The 16,500-nt window shown below is 72.3% G+C and carries 11 protein-coding genes, 2 tRNA genes and 1 pseudogene; 2 read left to right on the forward strand and 12 right to left on the reverse strand.

Translation table 11 applies throughout. The features are described 5' to 3' along the window. Window positions 1-113 precede the first annotated feature (113 nt). The 5 genes from ACIQ7D_RS18810 to leuS all read right to left on the reverse strand — a co-directional run bounded on the left by ACIQ7D_RS18810 (window position 114) and on the right by leuS (window position 8,678). Entirely contained in the window at window positions 114-2,621 is a 2,508-nt protein-coding gene (locus ACIQ7D_RS18810) for a ComEC/Rec2 family competence protein (protein WP_403938825.1), read from the reverse strand. After that, a complete protein-coding gene (locus tag ACIQ7D_RS18815; protein WP_403938827.1) occupies window positions 2,618-3,769 on the reverse strand; it encodes a helix-hairpin-helix domain-containing protein in 1,152 nt (383 codons plus the stop codon). The genes ACIQ7D_RS18810 and ACIQ7D_RS18815 overlap by 4 nt, the downstream gene beginning before the upstream one ends. Window positions 3,770-3,944: 175 nt before the next feature. Further along, window positions 3,945-4,790: a DegV family protein gene (locus ACIQ7D_RS18820; protein WP_403938829.1), complete on the reverse strand. Its 846-nt coding sequence runs from the start codon at window positions 4,788-4,790 to the stop codon at window positions 3,945-3,947. Between the two features lie 79 nt (window positions 4,791-4,869). Beyond that, the gene (locus tag ACIQ7D_RS18825) at window positions 4,870-5,619 is read right to left on the reverse strand and encodes a hypothetical protein (protein WP_403938831.1); all 750 of its coding nucleotides are present in this window, start codon (window positions 5,617-5,619) and stop codon (window positions 4,870-4,872) included. Between the two features lie 134 nt (window positions 5,620-5,753). Beyond that, entirely contained in the window at window positions 5,754-8,678 is a 2,925-nt protein-coding gene (leuS, locus tag ACIQ7D_RS18830) for a leucine--tRNA ligase (protein WP_403938833.1), read from the reverse strand. Between the two features lie 452 nt (window positions 8,679-9,130). Here leuS and ACIQ7D_RS18835 point away from each other — a divergent pair, with 452 nt between their 5' ends. Together ACIQ7D_RS18835 and ACIQ7D_RS18840 are read left to right on the forward strand one after the other, a co-directional pair. Further along, window positions 9,131-10,969 (forward strand): hypothetical protein, encoded by a 1,839-nt coding sequence (locus ACIQ7D_RS18835; protein ID WP_403938835.1) that lies wholly within the window; start codon window positions 9,131-9,133, stop codon window positions 10,967-10,969. Then, on the forward strand, window positions 10,966-12,567 hold the full coding sequence (locus tag ACIQ7D_RS18840) for a ferredoxin (RefSeq protein ID WP_403938837.1): 1,602 nt from the start codon (window positions 10,966-10,968) through the stop codon (window positions 12,565-12,567). The genes ACIQ7D_RS18835 and ACIQ7D_RS18840 overlap by 4 nt, the downstream gene beginning before the upstream one ends. A gap of 161 nt (window positions 12,568-12,728) precedes the next feature. On the opposite strand, the gene ACIQ7D_RS18845 is transcribed toward ACIQ7D_RS18840, so the two are convergent. The 7 genes and pseudogenes from ACIQ7D_RS18845 to ACIQ7D_RS18875 all read right to left on the reverse strand — a co-directional run. After that, window positions 12,729-12,801, reverse strand: a tRNA-Ala gene (locus ACIQ7D_RS18845). A gap of 182 nt (window positions 12,802-12,983) precedes the next feature. Beyond that, on the reverse strand, window positions 12,984-13,217 hold the full coding sequence (locus tag ACIQ7D_RS18850) for a hypothetical protein (RefSeq protein ID WP_403938839.1): 234 nt from the start codon (window positions 13,215-13,217) through the stop codon (window positions 12,984-12,986). Between the two features lie 271 nt (window positions 13,218-13,488). Further along, a tRNA-Ala gene (locus ACIQ7D_RS18855) sits at window positions 13,489-13,561 on the reverse strand. A gap of 106 nt (window positions 13,562-13,667) precedes the next feature. Continuing rightward, window positions 13,668-14,321 (reverse strand): histidine phosphatase family protein, encoded by a 654-nt coding sequence (locus ACIQ7D_RS18860; RefSeq protein ID WP_403938870.1) that lies wholly within the window; start codon window positions 14,319-14,321, stop codon window positions 13,668-13,670. Next, complete coding sequence (gene rsfS, locus ACIQ7D_RS18865; RefSeq protein WP_403938841.1) at window positions 14,318-14,770, reverse strand: ribosome silencing factor; 453 nt, start codon at window positions 14,768-14,770, stop codon at window positions 14,318-14,320. Before rsfS ends, ACIQ7D_RS18860 begins: the two co-directional genes overlap by 4 nt. 165 nt (window positions 14,771-14,935) lie before the next feature. Beyond that, window positions 14,936-16,070, reverse strand: a pseudogene (locus tag ACIQ7D_RS18870) (IS630 family transposase). Between the two features lie 70 nt (window positions 16,071-16,140). Continuing rightward, window positions 16,141-16,500, reverse strand: a 360-nt coding sequence (locus tag ACIQ7D_RS18875) for an IS5 family transposase (protein ID WP_403938843.1), incomplete at its 5' end; no start/stop codon positions are given.

The raw sequence follows: 16,500 nt of genomic DNA on the forward strand, positions 1-16,500 counted from the left end.
GAATATACATTCGATCACTCTTGCCCCGTTCGAGGCAAACGTACCAACAGGTAGAGAAACGCGGTGTCGTGGAGAAGGCGGTGTCGGTGTCGTAGAGAGCGCGGTGCCACGGCTCACCGCTCCGTCCCCGGTCCCGGGCCCCGGGGAACGGCCCGCAGCCCCGCCCCGGCCCCCACGACCGCGATCGCCCCGTCCCGGTCGGTGCTCAGCACCGCCGCTCCCCCGGTGCGCAGCGCCTCGACGGTACGGGGCGCGGGATGCCCGTACGGGTTGTCCCGGCCGGCCGAGATCAGCGCGAGCCTCGGGCGTACGTCCCTGAGCAGCCCCGGGTGCTGATGGGGCGAACCATGGTGGGCCACCTTGAGCACGTCCACCGGGGGCAGCGCCGGATGGTCCCGCGACAGGCCGCGCTGGGCGGGTGGTTCGAGATCGCCCAGGAGCAGCAGGGTCGGGCCCCTGGCGACCCGTACGAACAGGGCGACGCTGGAGTCGTTGGGCTCGGCGGCGGCCGGTGGCACCCCGGCCCGGGGCCAGAGCACGCGCCAGTCGAGCGTCCCGATGGACCGCCGCTCCCCGGGGACGGCCCGGACGACGGGCACCCGCGCCGCCTCGGCCACGCGTCGCACGAACGCGGCCTGTTCCGGGGGCTCCGGCAAGGTCGTGGTCTGGATCGCGCCGACCGCCCGGCCGCGCAGCACACCGGACAGCCCAGCGACATGGTCGGCGTGGAAGTGGGTGAGCAGCAGCAACGGGATCCGGGTGATGCCGAGTTCCCGCAGGCACCGGTCGGCGGCCCCGGGGTCGGGGCCGGTGTCCACCACCACGGCGGTGCCGTCGCCGGCGGCGAGTACGGTCGCGTCGCCCTGGCCGACGTCGCACATCGCGAATGTCCAGCCCGGCGGCGGCCAGCCGGTGACGATCCGGGTGAACGGCGGGGGCCGCACGATCGCGAGCAGCAGGAGTACGGCGCAGAGCGCGGCCGCCCAGGGGTGGCGCGGGATCCGCCGTGCGGCGACCACGACGAGAACGGTGAGTGCGGCGAGCAGCGCCCCGCCGCGCCAGCCGCCGGGCCACTCCGTCTGGGCGCCGGGCAGTGCCGCGCCACCGCGGGCGACGGACGCGATCCACCCCGCCGGCCAGCCCGCGCACCGGGCCAGCAGTTCGGCGGCGGGCAGCGCCACCGGCGCCAGGGCGAGCGCGGCGAACCCGAGAACCGTGGCCGGGGCGACCGCCAGCTCCGCGAAGAGGTTGCAGGGGATCGCGACGAGGCTGACCCGGGCCGCGAACACGGCCACCACGGGCGCGCAGACCGCCTGTGCGGCCCCGGCGGCGGCCAGCGCCTCCGCGAGCCTCGGCGGCACCCCGCGCCGCGTCAGCGCGGCGCTCCAGCGTGGACCGATGGTGAGCAGGGCGCCGGTGGCCAGCACGGAGAGGAGGAAGCCGTAGCTGCGGGCCAGCCAGGGGTCGAGGAGTACCAGCAGCAGGACGGCGGCGGCCAGCGCGGGGAGCAGTGTTCTGCGGCGGCCGGTGCCGATGGCGAGGAGGGTGATCAGCCCGCAGGCGGCGGCCCGCAGCACGCTGGGCTCCGGTCGGCAGACAACCACGAACGCGAGGGTGAGCGCCCCGCCGAGCAGCGCGGTGGTCCGCAGCGAGATCCCCAGGCGCGGGGCGAGCCCGCGCCGTTCGGCCCGCACCGCCAGCCCCGGCGGGCCGATCAGCAGAACGAGCACGATCGTCAGGTTCGATCCTGAGACGGCCATGAGATGGAGCAGATCGGTGGCGGCGAAGGCGTCGTGCAGTTCGGGGGTGATCCGCGCGGTGTCCCCGACGACCAGCCCCGGCAGCAGGGCGCGGGCATCGGGCGGCAGCCCCTCGGTCGCCGCGCGCAGCCCCGCGCGGAGCGCTCCCGCCGTGCGCTGGACGCGGGTGGGCGGGCCGGTGACCGTCGGCGCGCCCTTTCCCGTGACGCGCAGGGCCGCCGCGTAGCGGTCGTCGCTGTGCGGCGGGGGCGCCAGCCGGCCGGTCAGCCGGAGCCGGGTGGAGGGCAGCAGCCGCTGCCACCGACCGGGGTGCTCACCGGGCGGGACGATCACCAGGACGGGCGTACGGACCGCGGTGGCCCCGCCCCGTACCGGTGTCACTCGGGTGATGTCCCCGTCGAGGACGAAACCGCCCGCGGCCGTCCGGTCGCCCCCGGGCCGGGGGCGGGTACGCCGAGGGTCGGAGGTGACCGTCAACTCCGCGGTGACCGGCGCGTATCGCTCGGCGAGGCCGGGCACGGGCCCGCGCCGGGTGTCCGCGCCGTGCAGCCCGGCGGAGGCGGCCCCGGCGGCGGCGCAGAGCAGTACCCCCGCGGCGGCCACCCCGGTGAGCCGGGGCCCGCGCGCGGCGCCCGACCGCACCAGGAGCAGCGCACAGGCCAGCAGAGAGCCCAGCACCCCGAGCACCGTCCAGCGGCCCGGGACACCCAGGGCCAGGGCCGCCGCGCCCCACGCCGCCAGGGCGGGCGGCAGGAGCCGGAGATCGGCGGGGCCCTCCTGGCCCGGATCGGCCGCCGGCGGGCGGGGGTCGGTCGTCGACGGCCGAGGGTCGACCGTCCGGTGGGCCGCGGGGCGCGTCATGGCCGTACGAGCGGCTGGAGGTCGGCGAACTTGCGGTCACCGATGCCGTTGACCTCGCGAAGCTCGTCGACGGAGCGGAAACCGCCGTGCTGGGTGCGGTAGTCGATGATGTGCCGGGCGAGAACGGGCCCGACGCCGGGGAGCGTGTCGAGCTGGTCCGGGGTGGCGGTGTTGAGGCTGACGGGTACGGCCTGCGGCCCGCCCGGCCCCGCGCCGGGACCGAAACCCGCCGCCGCTCCCGCACCGGGCCCGCCAAGCCCACCGCCCGGGGCCGCGCCCGGCGGTGCGGGCCCGTCGACCACCACCTGCTCGCCGTCCATCAGCAGCCGGGCCCGGTTGAGCCCGGTGAGATCGGCGCCCGGCTCGACGCCCCCGGCGGCCCGCAGCGCGTCGGCGACCCGCGACCCGGCGGGCAGCCGCAGCACGCCCGGCTCCCGCACCTTGCCCCCGATGTCCACCACGATCCGGGCCGTCTCGGGCGGGGGCGGTGGCTCGGGCGCGACGGCCTTGGGCAGCGGTTCGGGCAGCCCCACGGGCATATCGCCGGGGGCGGCTGCGTCCGCGCGGACCGACTCGGGTGCCCGGACGGGCTGCGGGCGCCCGGTCCAGAAGTGCTGAGCGGCGAGCCCGGCGGCCACCACCAGCACCACCGCGAGCGCGCCCAGCGTCCGCAGCTCCAGACCGCACCGGAGCTGGACCCACAGCGGCAGTCGCTCACGCACCGCCACCAGCGCCCCGGCCCACGCGCGCCTCCGCTCACCCTTGCGGCGTACGCGGGGCTCCGCGGGGTCCACCGAGGTCGCCGCGGTCGGAGCGTCCACCGCGGCGGCCGGGAAGAGCGCGGCCGCCCGGCGGCGCGGCTCCGTCAGAGGCGCGACCGGGGCCCGGGCCACGGCAGGAGACGGGGCCGAGGCGGGCACCGGAGATCGCGGCACGGGAAACGGCGGCGACGCGGGCGCGGACGGAAGCCCGGGGCCGGGCACCGGACGCGTACCGACGCGGGCCGGCGTCCCGGTACGGACCGCCGCGTGAGCACGGAGACGGGAAGGGGAACGGGGACGGGGACGGGTGCGACCGTGGCGGGCACGGCCGTCGGAGCCGGGGGAACGGCCCGGGCCGCTGGTTACTGAGCGTGTTCGGAGAGCCATGCCACAGAACGGTAGGCGCCGCCGCCCGATCGCGCTGAGCGCCCCGAATTCCGGTGGATAACCCGCCAGTTGTGGATAACTCGGCCATCCGAACGAGGGAATAGTCCACGTATGAACGAGGGAAAAGTCCGCGTATGAGGAAACGGCGCGAGTCTGAGGACACCCGGCGCCCGGGTCAGCGCGGGGAGATCACAGCCCCCAGCAGCCCCGGCCCCGTGTGTGCCCCGATCACCGCGCCGACCTCGCTGACATGCAGGTCCACCAGTCCCGGCAGCCGCTCACGCAGCCGCTCCGCGAGCGTGGCGGCCCGCTCCGGCGCCGCGAGATGGTGCACCGCGATGTCCACCGCGCCGGTGCCGGCCCGGTCGGCGACGATCTCCTCCAGCCGGGCGATCGCCTTCGACGCCGTCCGTACCTTCTCCAGCATCTCGATGCGCCCGCCGTCGAGCTGGAGCAGCGGCTTCACCGCGAGCGCGGAGCCGAACAGCGCCTGCGCGGCACCGATCCGGCCGCCCCGGCGCAGATAGTCCAGGGTGTCGACATAGAAATAGGCGGTGGTGCCCGCGGCCCGCTTCTCGGCGGCGGCCACCGCCTCGTCGAGCGTGCCGTCGCCCTCCACGGCCTCGGCCGCCGCGAGCGCGCAGAATCCGAGCGCCATCGCCACCATTCCGGTGTCCACCACCCGTACCGGTACGGGCGCGTCCTTGGCGGCGAGCACGGCGGCGTCGTAGGTGCCGGAGAACTCGGCCGACAGATGCAGCGAGACGATCTCCCTGGCCCCGCCGTCCGCCGCGGCCCGGTAGGCGGCGGCGAAGACCTCGGGACTCGGCCGGGACGTGGTCACGGACGTCCGCTTCTGGAGCGCCAGGGCCAGTGAACGGGCCGAGATCTCCGTGCCCTCTTCCAGCGCGCGGTCCCCGAGCACAACGGTCAGCGGCACCGCGGTGATGCCGTGCCGTTCCATCGTCTGCGGCGGCAGGTAGGCCGTGGAATCGGTGACGATCGCGACATGGCGGGACATGAGCCGGAGGTTACCCGTCGTCCTCATGGGGCGGCAGCCCGGCCCCGCCCCACTGTTCGGTTCCGGCCCTGGTACACGGTCAGTTCGTCGTCTCGGGCCTGGCCTGCTTCTGCCAGGGGTATGTGGTCCGGCGCCGCGGATCGGGCGGCTCGATGGCCTCGGGCCGCTCCCCCGCGGCGGACGGCGCCGACCGGTCCCCGTCGCCCCCGGTCTCCCGCTCCCCCGGAGCCTTCGGCCAGGCCGTCGGAGCCGTCGGCCCCGACCACCCCGTGGGCTCCGTGGGCTCCGTCGACCAGTGCCGCAGCGCCCCGGACTCCACGTCGATCTGCTCGCTCAGCGTGGACAGGTCGTCCTCGGAGAACTTCCGCGCCCGGTCCCGCGCGGCCCAGCGCAGCGAGTCCGCGGAGTGGGTGATCCGGTCCGTGCGCTCCCGCAGCTCCGGGAGCCGCTGCCCGACCCTGCTCCGATCGGGGTCCCGCTCCAGTTGGCGCAGTTCGTCGTCCAGCTCCCGGCCGTGCACGCTCAGCCGCTCGAACAGTTGGATGGACTCGGAGAGCGAGGCGTCCTCCGCCACGCCCGCCTGGAGCGCGTCCTGGGTGGCGCGCATCGAGGTGCGCAGCCTCAGCCGTAGCTGGGCCAGCTCCCCGGCCGTACCGGGCTGGCCCAGGCTCTTCGCACGCAGGGCCGTGTCCTCCACCGTGCGGCGGGCCTGCGAGATCGTACGGTCCACGCCCCGCTTGGCGGCGCCGACCGCCTTGACGCCCGCGTACACCCCCAGCGCCATGAAGGCGACGAAGAGCAACGCCATGATCGTGATCGCGACGTCCATGGAGCGCCCCTTCGCAGTCGGTCGTGTCCCTTCCACCGTAAACGGAACGGGCAGGCCGTGGGTTCCATCGGAACCCCCAACCTGCCCGTAGGGGAAAGCCCTGTGTACGCCGTGCGGGGACGCGGTGTGCCCGGTCAGGCGGGCACGATGTTCACCAGCTTCGGCGCCCGCACGATCACCTTCCGGATGCCGGCCCCGCCCAGCGCCGCGATCACGCCCGTGTCGCCCAGTGCCAGCTTCTCCAGTTCCTCGTCGGAGATGGACGGGGAGACCTCCAGCCGCGCCTTGACCTTGCCCTTGACCTGCACGACGCAGGTCACGGCCTCGTCGACGACATACGCGGGGTCCGCGACGGGGAAGTCCCGGTGCACGACCGAGTCGGTGTGCCCCAGCCTGCGCCACAGCTCCTCGGCGACATGCGGGGCCAGCGGCGCGAGCAGCAGCACCAGGGGCTCGGCGACCGCGCGGGGGATCGGGGCGCCCGTCTTGGTCAGGTGGTTGTTCAGCTCGGTGACCTTGGCGATGGCCGTGTTGAAGCGCAGCCCCGCCATGTCCTGGACGACTCCGTCGATCGCCTTGTGCAGCGCGCGCAGCGTGTCCGTGTCGATGTCGGCGGGGTCGGTGTCGACGACGGTGACCTCGCCGGTCGTCTCGTCCACCACGTTGCGCCACACGCGCTGGAGCAGCCGGAACTGGCCGACCACCGCGCGGGTGTCCCACGGACGCGAGACGTCCAGCGGGCCCATCGCCATCTCGTACAGCCGCAGCGTGTCGGCGCCGTACTCGGCGAAGATCTCGTCCGGGGTGACCGCGTTCTTCAGGGACTTGCCCATCTTGCCCAGGACCCGGCCGACCTTGCCGCCCTGGTACCAGTAGCCGCCGTCGCGCTCCTCGACCTCCGCCGCCGGCACCGCGATACCGCGGCTGTCCCGGTAGACGTACGCCTGGATCATGCCCTGGTTGTAGAGCTTGTGGAACGGCTCGGCCGAGGAGATGTGCCCCAGGTCGAAGAGCACCTTGGACCAGAACCGTGCGTACAGCAGGTGCAGTACGGCATGCTCGGCGCCGCCCACGTACAGGTCGACGCCACCGTGCGGCTGGCCCTCGCGCGGGCCCATCCAGTACTGCTCGACGGCCGGGTCGACCAGCTTCTCTTCGTTGTGCGGGTCCAGGTAGCGCAGCTCGTACCAGCACGAACCGGCCCAGTTCGGCATGGTGTTGGTCTCGCGGCGGTAGCGCTTGAGGCCCTCTCCCTGCCCCAGGTCCAGTTCGACGTCGACCCACTCCGCGTTCCGCGAGAGCGGCGTCTCCGGCTGGGTGTCCGCGTCGTCCGCGTCGAACGTACGGGGCGAGTAGTCGTCGACCTCCGGCAGCTCCAGCGGCAGCATCGACTCGGGCAGCGCGTGCGCCGTGCCGTCCTCGTCGTAGACGATCGGGAAGGGCTCGCCCCAGTAGCGCTGGCGGCTGAACAGCCAGTCGCGCAGCCGGAAGTTGACCGTGCCCTCGCCGATGCCGCGCGCGGACAGCCAGTCGGTGATGCGTGCCTTGGCCTCGGCCACGCCCAGACCGTCCAGGGTGAGGTCCGTACCCGTCGAGTTGACGACGGGCGCGTCGTACGAGGAGAACGCGTCGTCCCACGTCGAGGGGTCCGTGCCCCGGCCGTCCGTGGGCGCGACGACACAGCGCATCGGGAGCTCGAAGGCGCGCGCGAACGCGAAGTCGCGTCCGTCGTGCGCCGGTACGGCCATGATCGCGCCGGTGCCGTACCCCATCAGCACGTAGTCGGCGATGAAGACGGGCAGGCGCTCGCCGCTGACCGGGTTGGTGGCGTACGCGCCGGTGAAGACGCCGGTCTTGTCCTTCGCCTCGGCCTGCCGCTCCACGTCGGACTTGGCCGCGGCCTGCTTGCGGTACGCGCCGACGGCCTCGGCGGGGGTCGCGTGACCGCCCGTCCACACCTCGTGCGTGCCCTCGGGCCAGGCCGCCGGGACGATCTTCTCGACCAGGTCGTGCTCGGGCGCCAGGACCATGTACGTGGCGCCGAACAGGGTGTCCTGACGGGTCGTGAAGACCGTGATCGCGGCGCTCGCCCCGGCGGCGTCCGTCACCGGGAAGTCGACCCGGGCGCCCTCGCTGCGGCCGATCCAGTTGCGCTGCTGGAGCTTGATGGCCTCGGGCCAGTCCAGGGCGTCCAGATCGTTCAGCAGCCGGTCGGCGTAGGCGGTGATGCGCATGTTCCACTGGCGCAGCTTCGCCTTGAAGACCGGGAAGTTGCCGCGCTCGGAGCGGCCGTCGGCGGTGACCTCCTCGTTGGCCAGCACGGTGCCCAGGCCGGGGCACCAGTTGACGGGTGCGTCGGAGGCGTACGCCAGCCGGTAGCCGCCCAGGACGTCGGCGCGCTCAGGGGCGCTCAGCTCACTCCAGGGGCGCCCGTCGGGCGTCGTACGCTCCCCGCTCTCGAACTGCGCCACCAGCGTGTCGATGGGGCGCGCGCGGTCCGCCTCCGGGTCGTACCAGGAGTTGAAGATCTGTACGAAGATCCACTGGGTCCACTTGTAGTAGTCCGGGTCGATCGTGGCGAAGGAGCGGCGCCGGTCGTGGCCCAGGCCCAGCCTGCGGAGCTGGGCCTTCATGTTCTCCATGTTGGCCTCGGTGGAGGCTCGGGGGTGCGTGCCGGTCTGGACCGCGTACTGCTCGGCGGGCAGGCCGAACGCGTCGAAGCCCAGGGTGTGCAGGACGTTGTGGCCGGTCATGCGCTGGTGACGGGCGAAGACGTCGGTGGCGATGTAGCCCAGCGGGTGACCGACATGCAGTCCGCTGCCCGAGGGATAGGGGAACATGTCCATGATGAACTTCTTGGGCCGGGCCGCCAGCTCGGGATCGCCGGCCAGCTCGCCCGTCGGGTTCGGTGCCTCGTACGTGCCCCGGGCGTCCCAGAAGTCCTGCCAGCGCGCTTCGATGTCCGCGGCCATGGCGGCGGTGTAGCGGTGCGGAGCTGCCGTCTCGGCAGCGGCGGAAGCAGCGGCGGCGGAAGCGGCAGCCGGATTCGTCTCGCTCATGGTGTCCTGAAGCTCCATCGATCGTCTCTGCCAGCGGGGGCCGGCCCTACCGGGCGGCACAGGGCCGCACCGGTCCACCGGTCAGCGAAAGAAAAATGCCCCTCACACAGGAGGGGACGCCGCGCTGACTCCGACCGGATCGGTCATCGGTCGGGACTGGTCAGCGCGGCCCGCTAAGCAGAAGGCGTACGGCACGCATGGCGTCAGGGTACCGCAGTGCCCGTTCCGCGCGCACGGTCCGCCCTCAGGGACCGCGGGAAGGGCCGCCAGGTGACCGCACGGTGAAGCTCAACTGACCGCCTTACTCCGCGTATCGGACCTATCCGGGCAACGGCGGAGTCGGATAACTCACCTTCACCTGGCTAAACCTGTAAACCGGGTACTGACCGGTATGGCTCCACTTAGCATGCGGCAGCGGGACCGCTTTCCCGAGCCCTTCGGAGTTGCCCCCTATGAACCTTCAAAGCAAGCCCGGCGCGTCGCCCAATCCCGAGTCCGGCAACAGCCGGACGATCCAGGGGATCGCGACCGCCGCAGCACTGGTACTGGTACCACTACTCGCCGTCGTAGGAGGTGACGCCTTTCAGGCCTTCATCGACTTCGGCGCGGGCGTGCTGTCACTGCTGTCGCTGTCCGGGGCGGTCGTTTGGGGTCTGATAGCCACCGACCGGCTGCTCCTCGCGCCCCGGCAGCGGCTGCTGGCCCAGGGCATCCACCGGGCGACCGCCGTCGCCTCGATCGGCTTCCTGCTGCTTCACGTCACCATCAAGATCACTCTCGGCAAGGTCGCCCTCATCGGCGCCCTGCTCCCCTTCGGCCTGGGTGTCTCCGGTACGAACGGCCTCATCGGCTTCGGCTCACTCGCCGGACTGCTGATGATCGTGGCCGGCACGACCGGCGCCATGCGCAGCGTCTTCGCCCTTCCCGGCAAGTACGCCGCCCGCTGGCGGGCGATCCACATGGTGGCCTATCCGGCATGGTGTTTCGCCCTGATTCACGGACTCTTCACAGGACGTCCCGCGGCTACCTACGTCACTGTGATGTATTCCCTGACCGTGCTCGGGGTCGCCGGCGTCGTCTCCCTGCGTCTGCTCCCCCGTCATGTCCAGCGGCGCGTGGCCGAGGGGATCGTCTCGATGACGGGCTCCACCGTCGAGGCGCAGGAGTCCGGGTCCGGGCTCCGCGACCTCTCGGCCTCTCCCCTGCCCGGTGCCAGCGGCATCCCGCCGCAGCGCGAGTACCAGGCCAGGCCGCAGCAGGACCCGATCGCCTCCGCCTCGCTCTCCGCCCCGCTCGGCGGAGGGCGCACACCCCCGCGGCTCGCCGCCCCGTCGCCGCCGCTGTACGAGGCCACACCGGCCGTGGACCCGCTCTCGGCCGCGGACCCCCTCGCCGACATGTTCGTCGCTCCACGGGGCGGCGACGGCTTCTCAGGGCCCGGCTCCGACCGCGGCCAGGAGAGCGGTACCGGGATCTCCGCCGGCTACCGCGCCATGTCCATGGACGCGACCACGCGGATGCCCGCGCAGCCCCCCGGTTCCCCCGCGGCCGGAGGTCAGCGCAACGGGGACATCCCCTTCGCCGAGCGCATCCCCATGACCGAGGAGCTGCCGGTCATCCAGGACGAGCCCATGGGAGCGCCCGGTTCCTGGCCCGCCCCCTCGCCGCCCCGGCCAGCGCAGGCGTTCACCCAGCCCCCGGCGGCCCCGTACGACACGGGGGCGATCCCCCCGTACGACGGCGGCCAGAACCAGCCATACGACACCGGCGCGACCCCCCAGTACCCCGGGGCGAACGCCGCGTACGGCACGGGCCAGGCCACCCCGTACGACACCGGGGCCACCCCTGTCTACGACGGTGGCCGCAACGGCGGTCAGAACACTCCGTACGACACCGGGTCGATCCCTCGGTACAACCCGGGGACAGCCCCTCCGGGACAGCAGAACCCGCAGTACGACACCGGGGCCACCCCCGCCTTCGATCCGGGCGCCGCCACCGCGTACGGCACCGGCTCCCCCTACGGACCCGACGGCGCGTCCCCCTACGGCACCGGTCCCGCCCCGACGTACGACACGGGCTCGGTCCCGGCGTACGGCACGGGCGCCGTTCCCCCGTACGACACCGGCTCCGTACCCGCCTACGACGGTCAGTCCTACGACGGCCGGCCGCAGGCAGGACCCGGTCAGCCCGGATCGGGCCCCTTCCCGTACGACGAGGCGGCCACCCCGGGCCCCCTCTATCCGCCCCCGGCCGGGGAACCCTGGCAGGCACCCGCAGGAGACCGACCGTGAACGCCCCTCTCCCCGATGTCCCCGAAGTCCGTGTCGTCGGCCTCCCCCAGCTCACTCAGGGATTCGATCTCGTCGAACGCCTCGACCTGCCCATGCACCTCAAGGTGCACGGGCCGCTGGAGGCGATGACCGGCGAGCGGCTGGCCCAGCTGGCCGAGAACATATCCCTGACCGGCCGCGGCGGCGCGGGCTTCCCCTTCCACAGAAAACTCCGGGCCGTCGCCAAGTCGGCGATCAGCCGCGGAGTCCGGCCGGTCGTCGTCGTCAACGGCAGCGAGGGCGAACCGCCCTGCCGCAAGGACACGGTGATGCTCAACCGGGCGCCGCACCTGATCCTCGACGGCGCGCTGCTGGCCGCCGAGGCCCTGGGCGCGCGCACCCTGGTCATCGCCGTGACCAGGAACTCCACCGAGGTCTCGATCCGCGCGGCCCTCGCCGAACGCGGGCTCTCCGACCGGCGCGGCCAGCAACTGCGCGCCAAGGTCGTCCGTACGCCCGAGCGCATGGTCTCCGGCGAGGCGTCCTCCGTGATCCGGGCCATCAACGGCGGGCCCGCCAAGCCGCCGGGCCGCCGTGAGCGCGCCGCGGAGTCCGGCGTCGGCGGCCTGCCGACGCTGCTGTCGAACGCGGAGACATTCGCCCAACTCGCCATCGGCGCACGGATCGGCGCCCGCCGCTACGCCCACACCGGGCTGGAGACCGAGCCGGGAACGGTCATGCTCACCATCTCCGGCGCGGTCGCCCGGCCCATGGTCATCGAGGCGCCCTCGGGCGTGCCGCTGCGCTACATCCTCCAGATGGCCGGGGCCCCGCCGATGCCCCAGGGCGTCCTGACCGGTGGCTACCACGGCAACTGGATGGACGCGATCGCCGCCCACGAGGCCGTGATCTCGAAGGAGTCCTTCAAGTCGTTCGGCGGCGCGCTGGGCGCGGGCGCGATCCTGCCGATCGGCCCCGAGACCTGCCCGCTGGGCGAGGCGCTACGGGTCGCCAACTGGCTCGCCGCCGAGACCGCCGGGCAGTGCGGACCGTGCAAGCTCGGTCTGCCGGCGGCGGCGGGCGGTCTCGCCGATGTGATCAACGGCGGCGGTCAGGCGGCCCTGGAGGCGCTGCGCGCGGTCACCCAGTCGGTCAAGAAGCGCGGCGCGTGCCAGCACCCCGACGGCTCCGCGCGCTTCTTCTCCTCCACCCTGTCGGCGTTCACCGACGACCTCGCGGCGCATGTGCTCAACGGCGGCTGCGGACGCGAGACGACCGGGGTGCTGCCGCTGCCCAACCCCGGCTACCAGGACGAGGTCGAGTCCATTCCGAGCGGCGGCAGGCTCGCCATCGACTGGACGCTCTGCCAGGGCCACGGCCTGTGCGCGGACATCCTCCCCGAGCTGTTCCGGATGAGCCCGGACGGCTTCCCCACGCCCGCAAAGGCGGATGTCCCGATGCACCTCCAGGGGGCGGCCCAGCGCGCTGTACGGCGGTGCCCGGCGCTGGCGCTCCGGCTGGAGCAGACGGCGCCTCCGCAGCCGCCGCGCCAGGAGTCCTCGCGCGCGGCGCTGCCGCCGGGCGGCGGGCGCAAGGCCCTCGGCCGGGGCCGCGGCTGAGCCGGAGCACGTGCGTGCCGGCGGGCCCCGCTCCAGGGTCCCGCCGGTCCACCGGCACCGGGAGACGCCCGGGAACACCAGAAGCGTGGGAAAGCGGGTAGTACGAGAAGCGGGCCGCCCTGATCGGACGGCCCGCTTCTCTTGATCTTCACTGCTCGCTGTGGAGCTAAGGAGAATTGAACTCCTGACCTCCTGCATGCCATGCAGGCGCTCTACCAACTGAGCTATAGCCCCTCATGTTCCACCGCCCCGGAGTTTCCCCCTCGGCGGCACGGCCAACATTAACGGTCCCTGTGCCCCACCACCAAATCGATTCCGGCGGGGGCCGGACCGGGTGCCGCCGGGCGCCGATCGCCCCTCGGCCGGGCCCTTGATCACGCCCCCTGCCGGGCCCGGCAGGTCCCGGCCGGTCCCGATCAGGCGGTCGCGAAGGAGTAGAAGCGCTTGAGGGTGCAGTGCTCCTCCAGAAGGCGGCCGTAGATCGGTTCGCCCTCCAACTCGCGGTAGGTCTCGATGGGGTCGCCTTTTATGATCAGCGCCCGCGCGCACTCCTCGCACCAGTACTGGTACTCGGGGTTGAGCGGGTCCATGTCCCGTACGATCGGCGTGCCGCTGCCGCACCAGTCGCATGTACGCCTGTGCGCACCCATCAATCAGCTCCAGATGTGGCCACAGCGGCCGTGCACACGTAGGAATGTCCGCGATGACCATCGAGCGCGCGGGCCGGAGTGGACGGATCGCCCGAGGGACAGCCGATACTGCTGGCGGACATCGCGCTCTCCCTCCCGGTCCGGTCCCTGGCCCCCATCCGGTCGTCCGATTCTGCCACGCCGGGGACTGCTGGTCAGCCTGAAATAGCGTCCGTACAGCAGAAATCCCGCCCCCCAGCAGGGGACGGGATCCGGTTCGTGATGCTGATTGTGGAGCTAAGGAGAATTGAACTCCTGACCTCCTGCATGCCATGCAGGCGCTCTACCAACTGAGCTATAGCCCCTCATGTTCCCCGCGCCGTGCGCTGCGAACAAGAAGAACTTTAGCCTGCGACCTGCCGGAAAGCGAAATCCGGTGGCTCCGCCGGCGAACACCCGGCCGCCGGACGCTCAGTCGTCGTCACCGAGGACCGGCTCCGGGAGGGTGCCCGCGTTGTGCTCCAGGAGGCGCCAGCCGCGCGCGCCCTCGCCGAGGACGGACCAGCAGCAGTTGGAGAGCCCGCCGAGCCCTTCCCAGTGGTGCGACTCCAGGCCCAGCAGCCGGCCGATGGTGGTGCGGATCGTCCCGCCGTGGCTGACCACGACCAGCGTGCCGCCGTCGGGCAGCTTCTCGGCGTGGCGGAGCACCACGGGCGCGGCGCGGTCGGCGACCTCGGTCTCCAGCTCGCCCCCGCCGCGCCGCACGGGCTCGCCGCGCTTCCAGGCCGCGTACTGGTCACCGAACCGCCCGACGATCTCCTCGTGGGTCAGGCCCTGCCAGGCGCCCGCGTACGTCTCGCGGAGCCCGGCGTCGTGCGCCACGTCGAGGCCCGTGACAGCGGTCAGCTCACGGGCCGTGGCAGCGGCCCGTCGCAGGTCGGAGGCGATGATCGCGGCCGGCTTGAGGGAAGCGAGCAGCCGGGCGGCCCTGCGGGCCTGTCCGACGCCCTCCTCGGTCAGCTCGATGTCCGTGGAGCCCTGGAAGCGGCGCTCCAGATTCCAGGCGGTCTGGCCGTGCCGCCACAGGACTATACGGCGGCCCCGGCCGCTCTTGGAGCCGTTCAGCTCAGCTCACCGTCCGGGTCACCGGCGATCCCGGCGTGCTCGCCCGCCGTCTCGGCGTGCTCCTTGCCCTTGCCGCGCGTCTTGACGGCGTCCTCGGGCAGCTCCAGCTCGGGGCAGTCCTTCCAGAGCCGCTCCAGCGCGTAGAAGACACGCTCCTCGCTGTGCTGGACGTGGATGACGATGTCGACGTAGTCGAGAAGGATCCAGCGGGCGTCCCGGTCGCCCTCACGGCGCACCGGCTTGGCGCCCAGCTCCTTCTGAAGGCGCTCCTCGATCTCGTCGACGATCGACTTCACCTGGCGGTCGTTGGGCGCCGAGGCGAGCAGGAAGGCGTCGGTGATGGACAGCACATCGCTCACGTCGTACGCGATGATGTCGTGCGCGAGCCGGTCCGCGGCCGCCTGGGCGGCGGCGTTGACGAGCTCGATGGAACGATCAGTAGCGGTCACTGGCAGGCTTTCGTCGGTGGTCGTGGAGATGCCCAGGATCTCACGGACCACCGACAGCCGGCACAGCCGTTCTCCCGGGCGCGGACCGACGCCCGGGAGCCCCCCGACCGGACGGCCCCCAAGCGCCCCCGGCAAGCTCTGCCCCGTCGCGGCACTAGTGCTGCATCAGGCGACGTTTGCTCTGTCGACGACCTTGCGTAGGCGTTCGTCTGCGGCGTGCTTGTTCCGCCAGATGATGTAGCGGCGGATCATGCTGCCCTGCTCCTTGTGACTGGCGTGGTCGGTGCCGTCCAGGGCGAAGTAGCGCAAGGCGGTGAACTGGGCCTCGATGCGGTTGGGCCAGGAGCTGTTGGTCGGCGCGTGGGCGAACTCGACGTTGTTGGCCGCCGCCCAGTCACCGACCCGGGTGTCCTTCTTCGTGGTCAGGTGCGGGGAGTAGTTGTCCAGCACGATCGCGATGCGGATCTCGGCCGGGTAGAGACTGCGCAGATAGCGGCAGAACTCCAGGAACCTCGTCCGGTTCTTCCTCGGCTTGGTGTGGCCGTAGAGTTTGTCTTCGCCCAGGTCGTAGGCGGCAAACGGGTGCCGCACACCGTGCGGGCGGGTGTAGGTCGCCCGTCGGCGGGGCCGGGCCTGGCGGTCAGGGTCCTTGTGCTTCCCGCCGCGCTCGGCCCACTGCCGCCCAGGATGGGGCTGGAGGTTGAGCGGCCCGAACTCCTCCACGCATAAGACGACTTCAGGTTCGCCTTCCTCGGGTACGACCTCGCCATCGGCGAGCGCGTAGAGGTGCTCGACCCGGGCCTTCCTGGCGGCGTAGTCGGGGTCGCGGGAGGTCTTCCAGGTCTTTATGCGTTGAAACGACACGCCCTCCTCGCGGAGCAGGAGCCGAAGGCCCTCATAGCTGATGTCGTCGACCACCCCCTTGGCGACCAGGAAGTCGGCCGGCTTGGCCAGGCTCCAGGTCGAAAACGGCAGGCCGTGCTCGGCCGGCCCGGACTTGGCGATCTTCTTGATTTCGCGGCGTTCGGGAAGGGTGAAGGTCTTGGGCCGGCCGCCCTTGTACTTCGGCTAGAGGGAGTCGAAGCCGTCGGCATTGAAGTTGTGGATCACGTCCCGGACCCGGTCCGCGCTGGTAAACGCACCTCGGCGATCTTCGCCACGGACATGCCCTGAGCGGACAACAGCACCATCTGGGCCCGCCGCCAGGTCACCACACCACCGGCCCCGTGCCTCTGCGGATGATCCGCAGCAGGCGCCTTCCCTCGTCGTCGATCTCATGGACCCGCACTCGTTCTGCCACTCACACAGCCTGGCGACACCGCGCCGTCCGGACCAGACGCGTCACATCAGCACAGTGCTAAGAAGTCATCTCATTTGGTGAGTCTGCGGTAGCAGATGAGGGTGCAGGCGATGCTGGTGAAGGCCAGAAAGTGGTCGGCCTTGCGTTCGTAGCGGCGGTGGAGTCGGCGGCAGCCGGCGAGCCAGGACATGGTGCGTTCTATGGTCCAGCGGTGTCGGCCGAGTCGTTGTGAGGTCTCGATGCCTTTGCGGGCGATGCGGTGTCGGATCCCGCGTCGGGACAGCCATTGTCGCAGGTGGCGGTAGTCGTAGCCCTTGTCGGCGTGGAGCTTGCCGGGCCTGCGCCGGCGGGGGCCTCGGCGGGAGCGGATGGGCGGTATGCCCCGCACGAGCGGGATCAGGGCTTGGCTGTCGTGGACGTTGGCGCCAGA

Origin of the sequence: Streptomyces sp. NPDC096310 (assembly GCF_044763125.1) — a bacterium.
GTDB lineage: Bacteria > Actinomycetota > Actinomycetes > Streptomycetales > Streptomycetaceae > Streptomyces.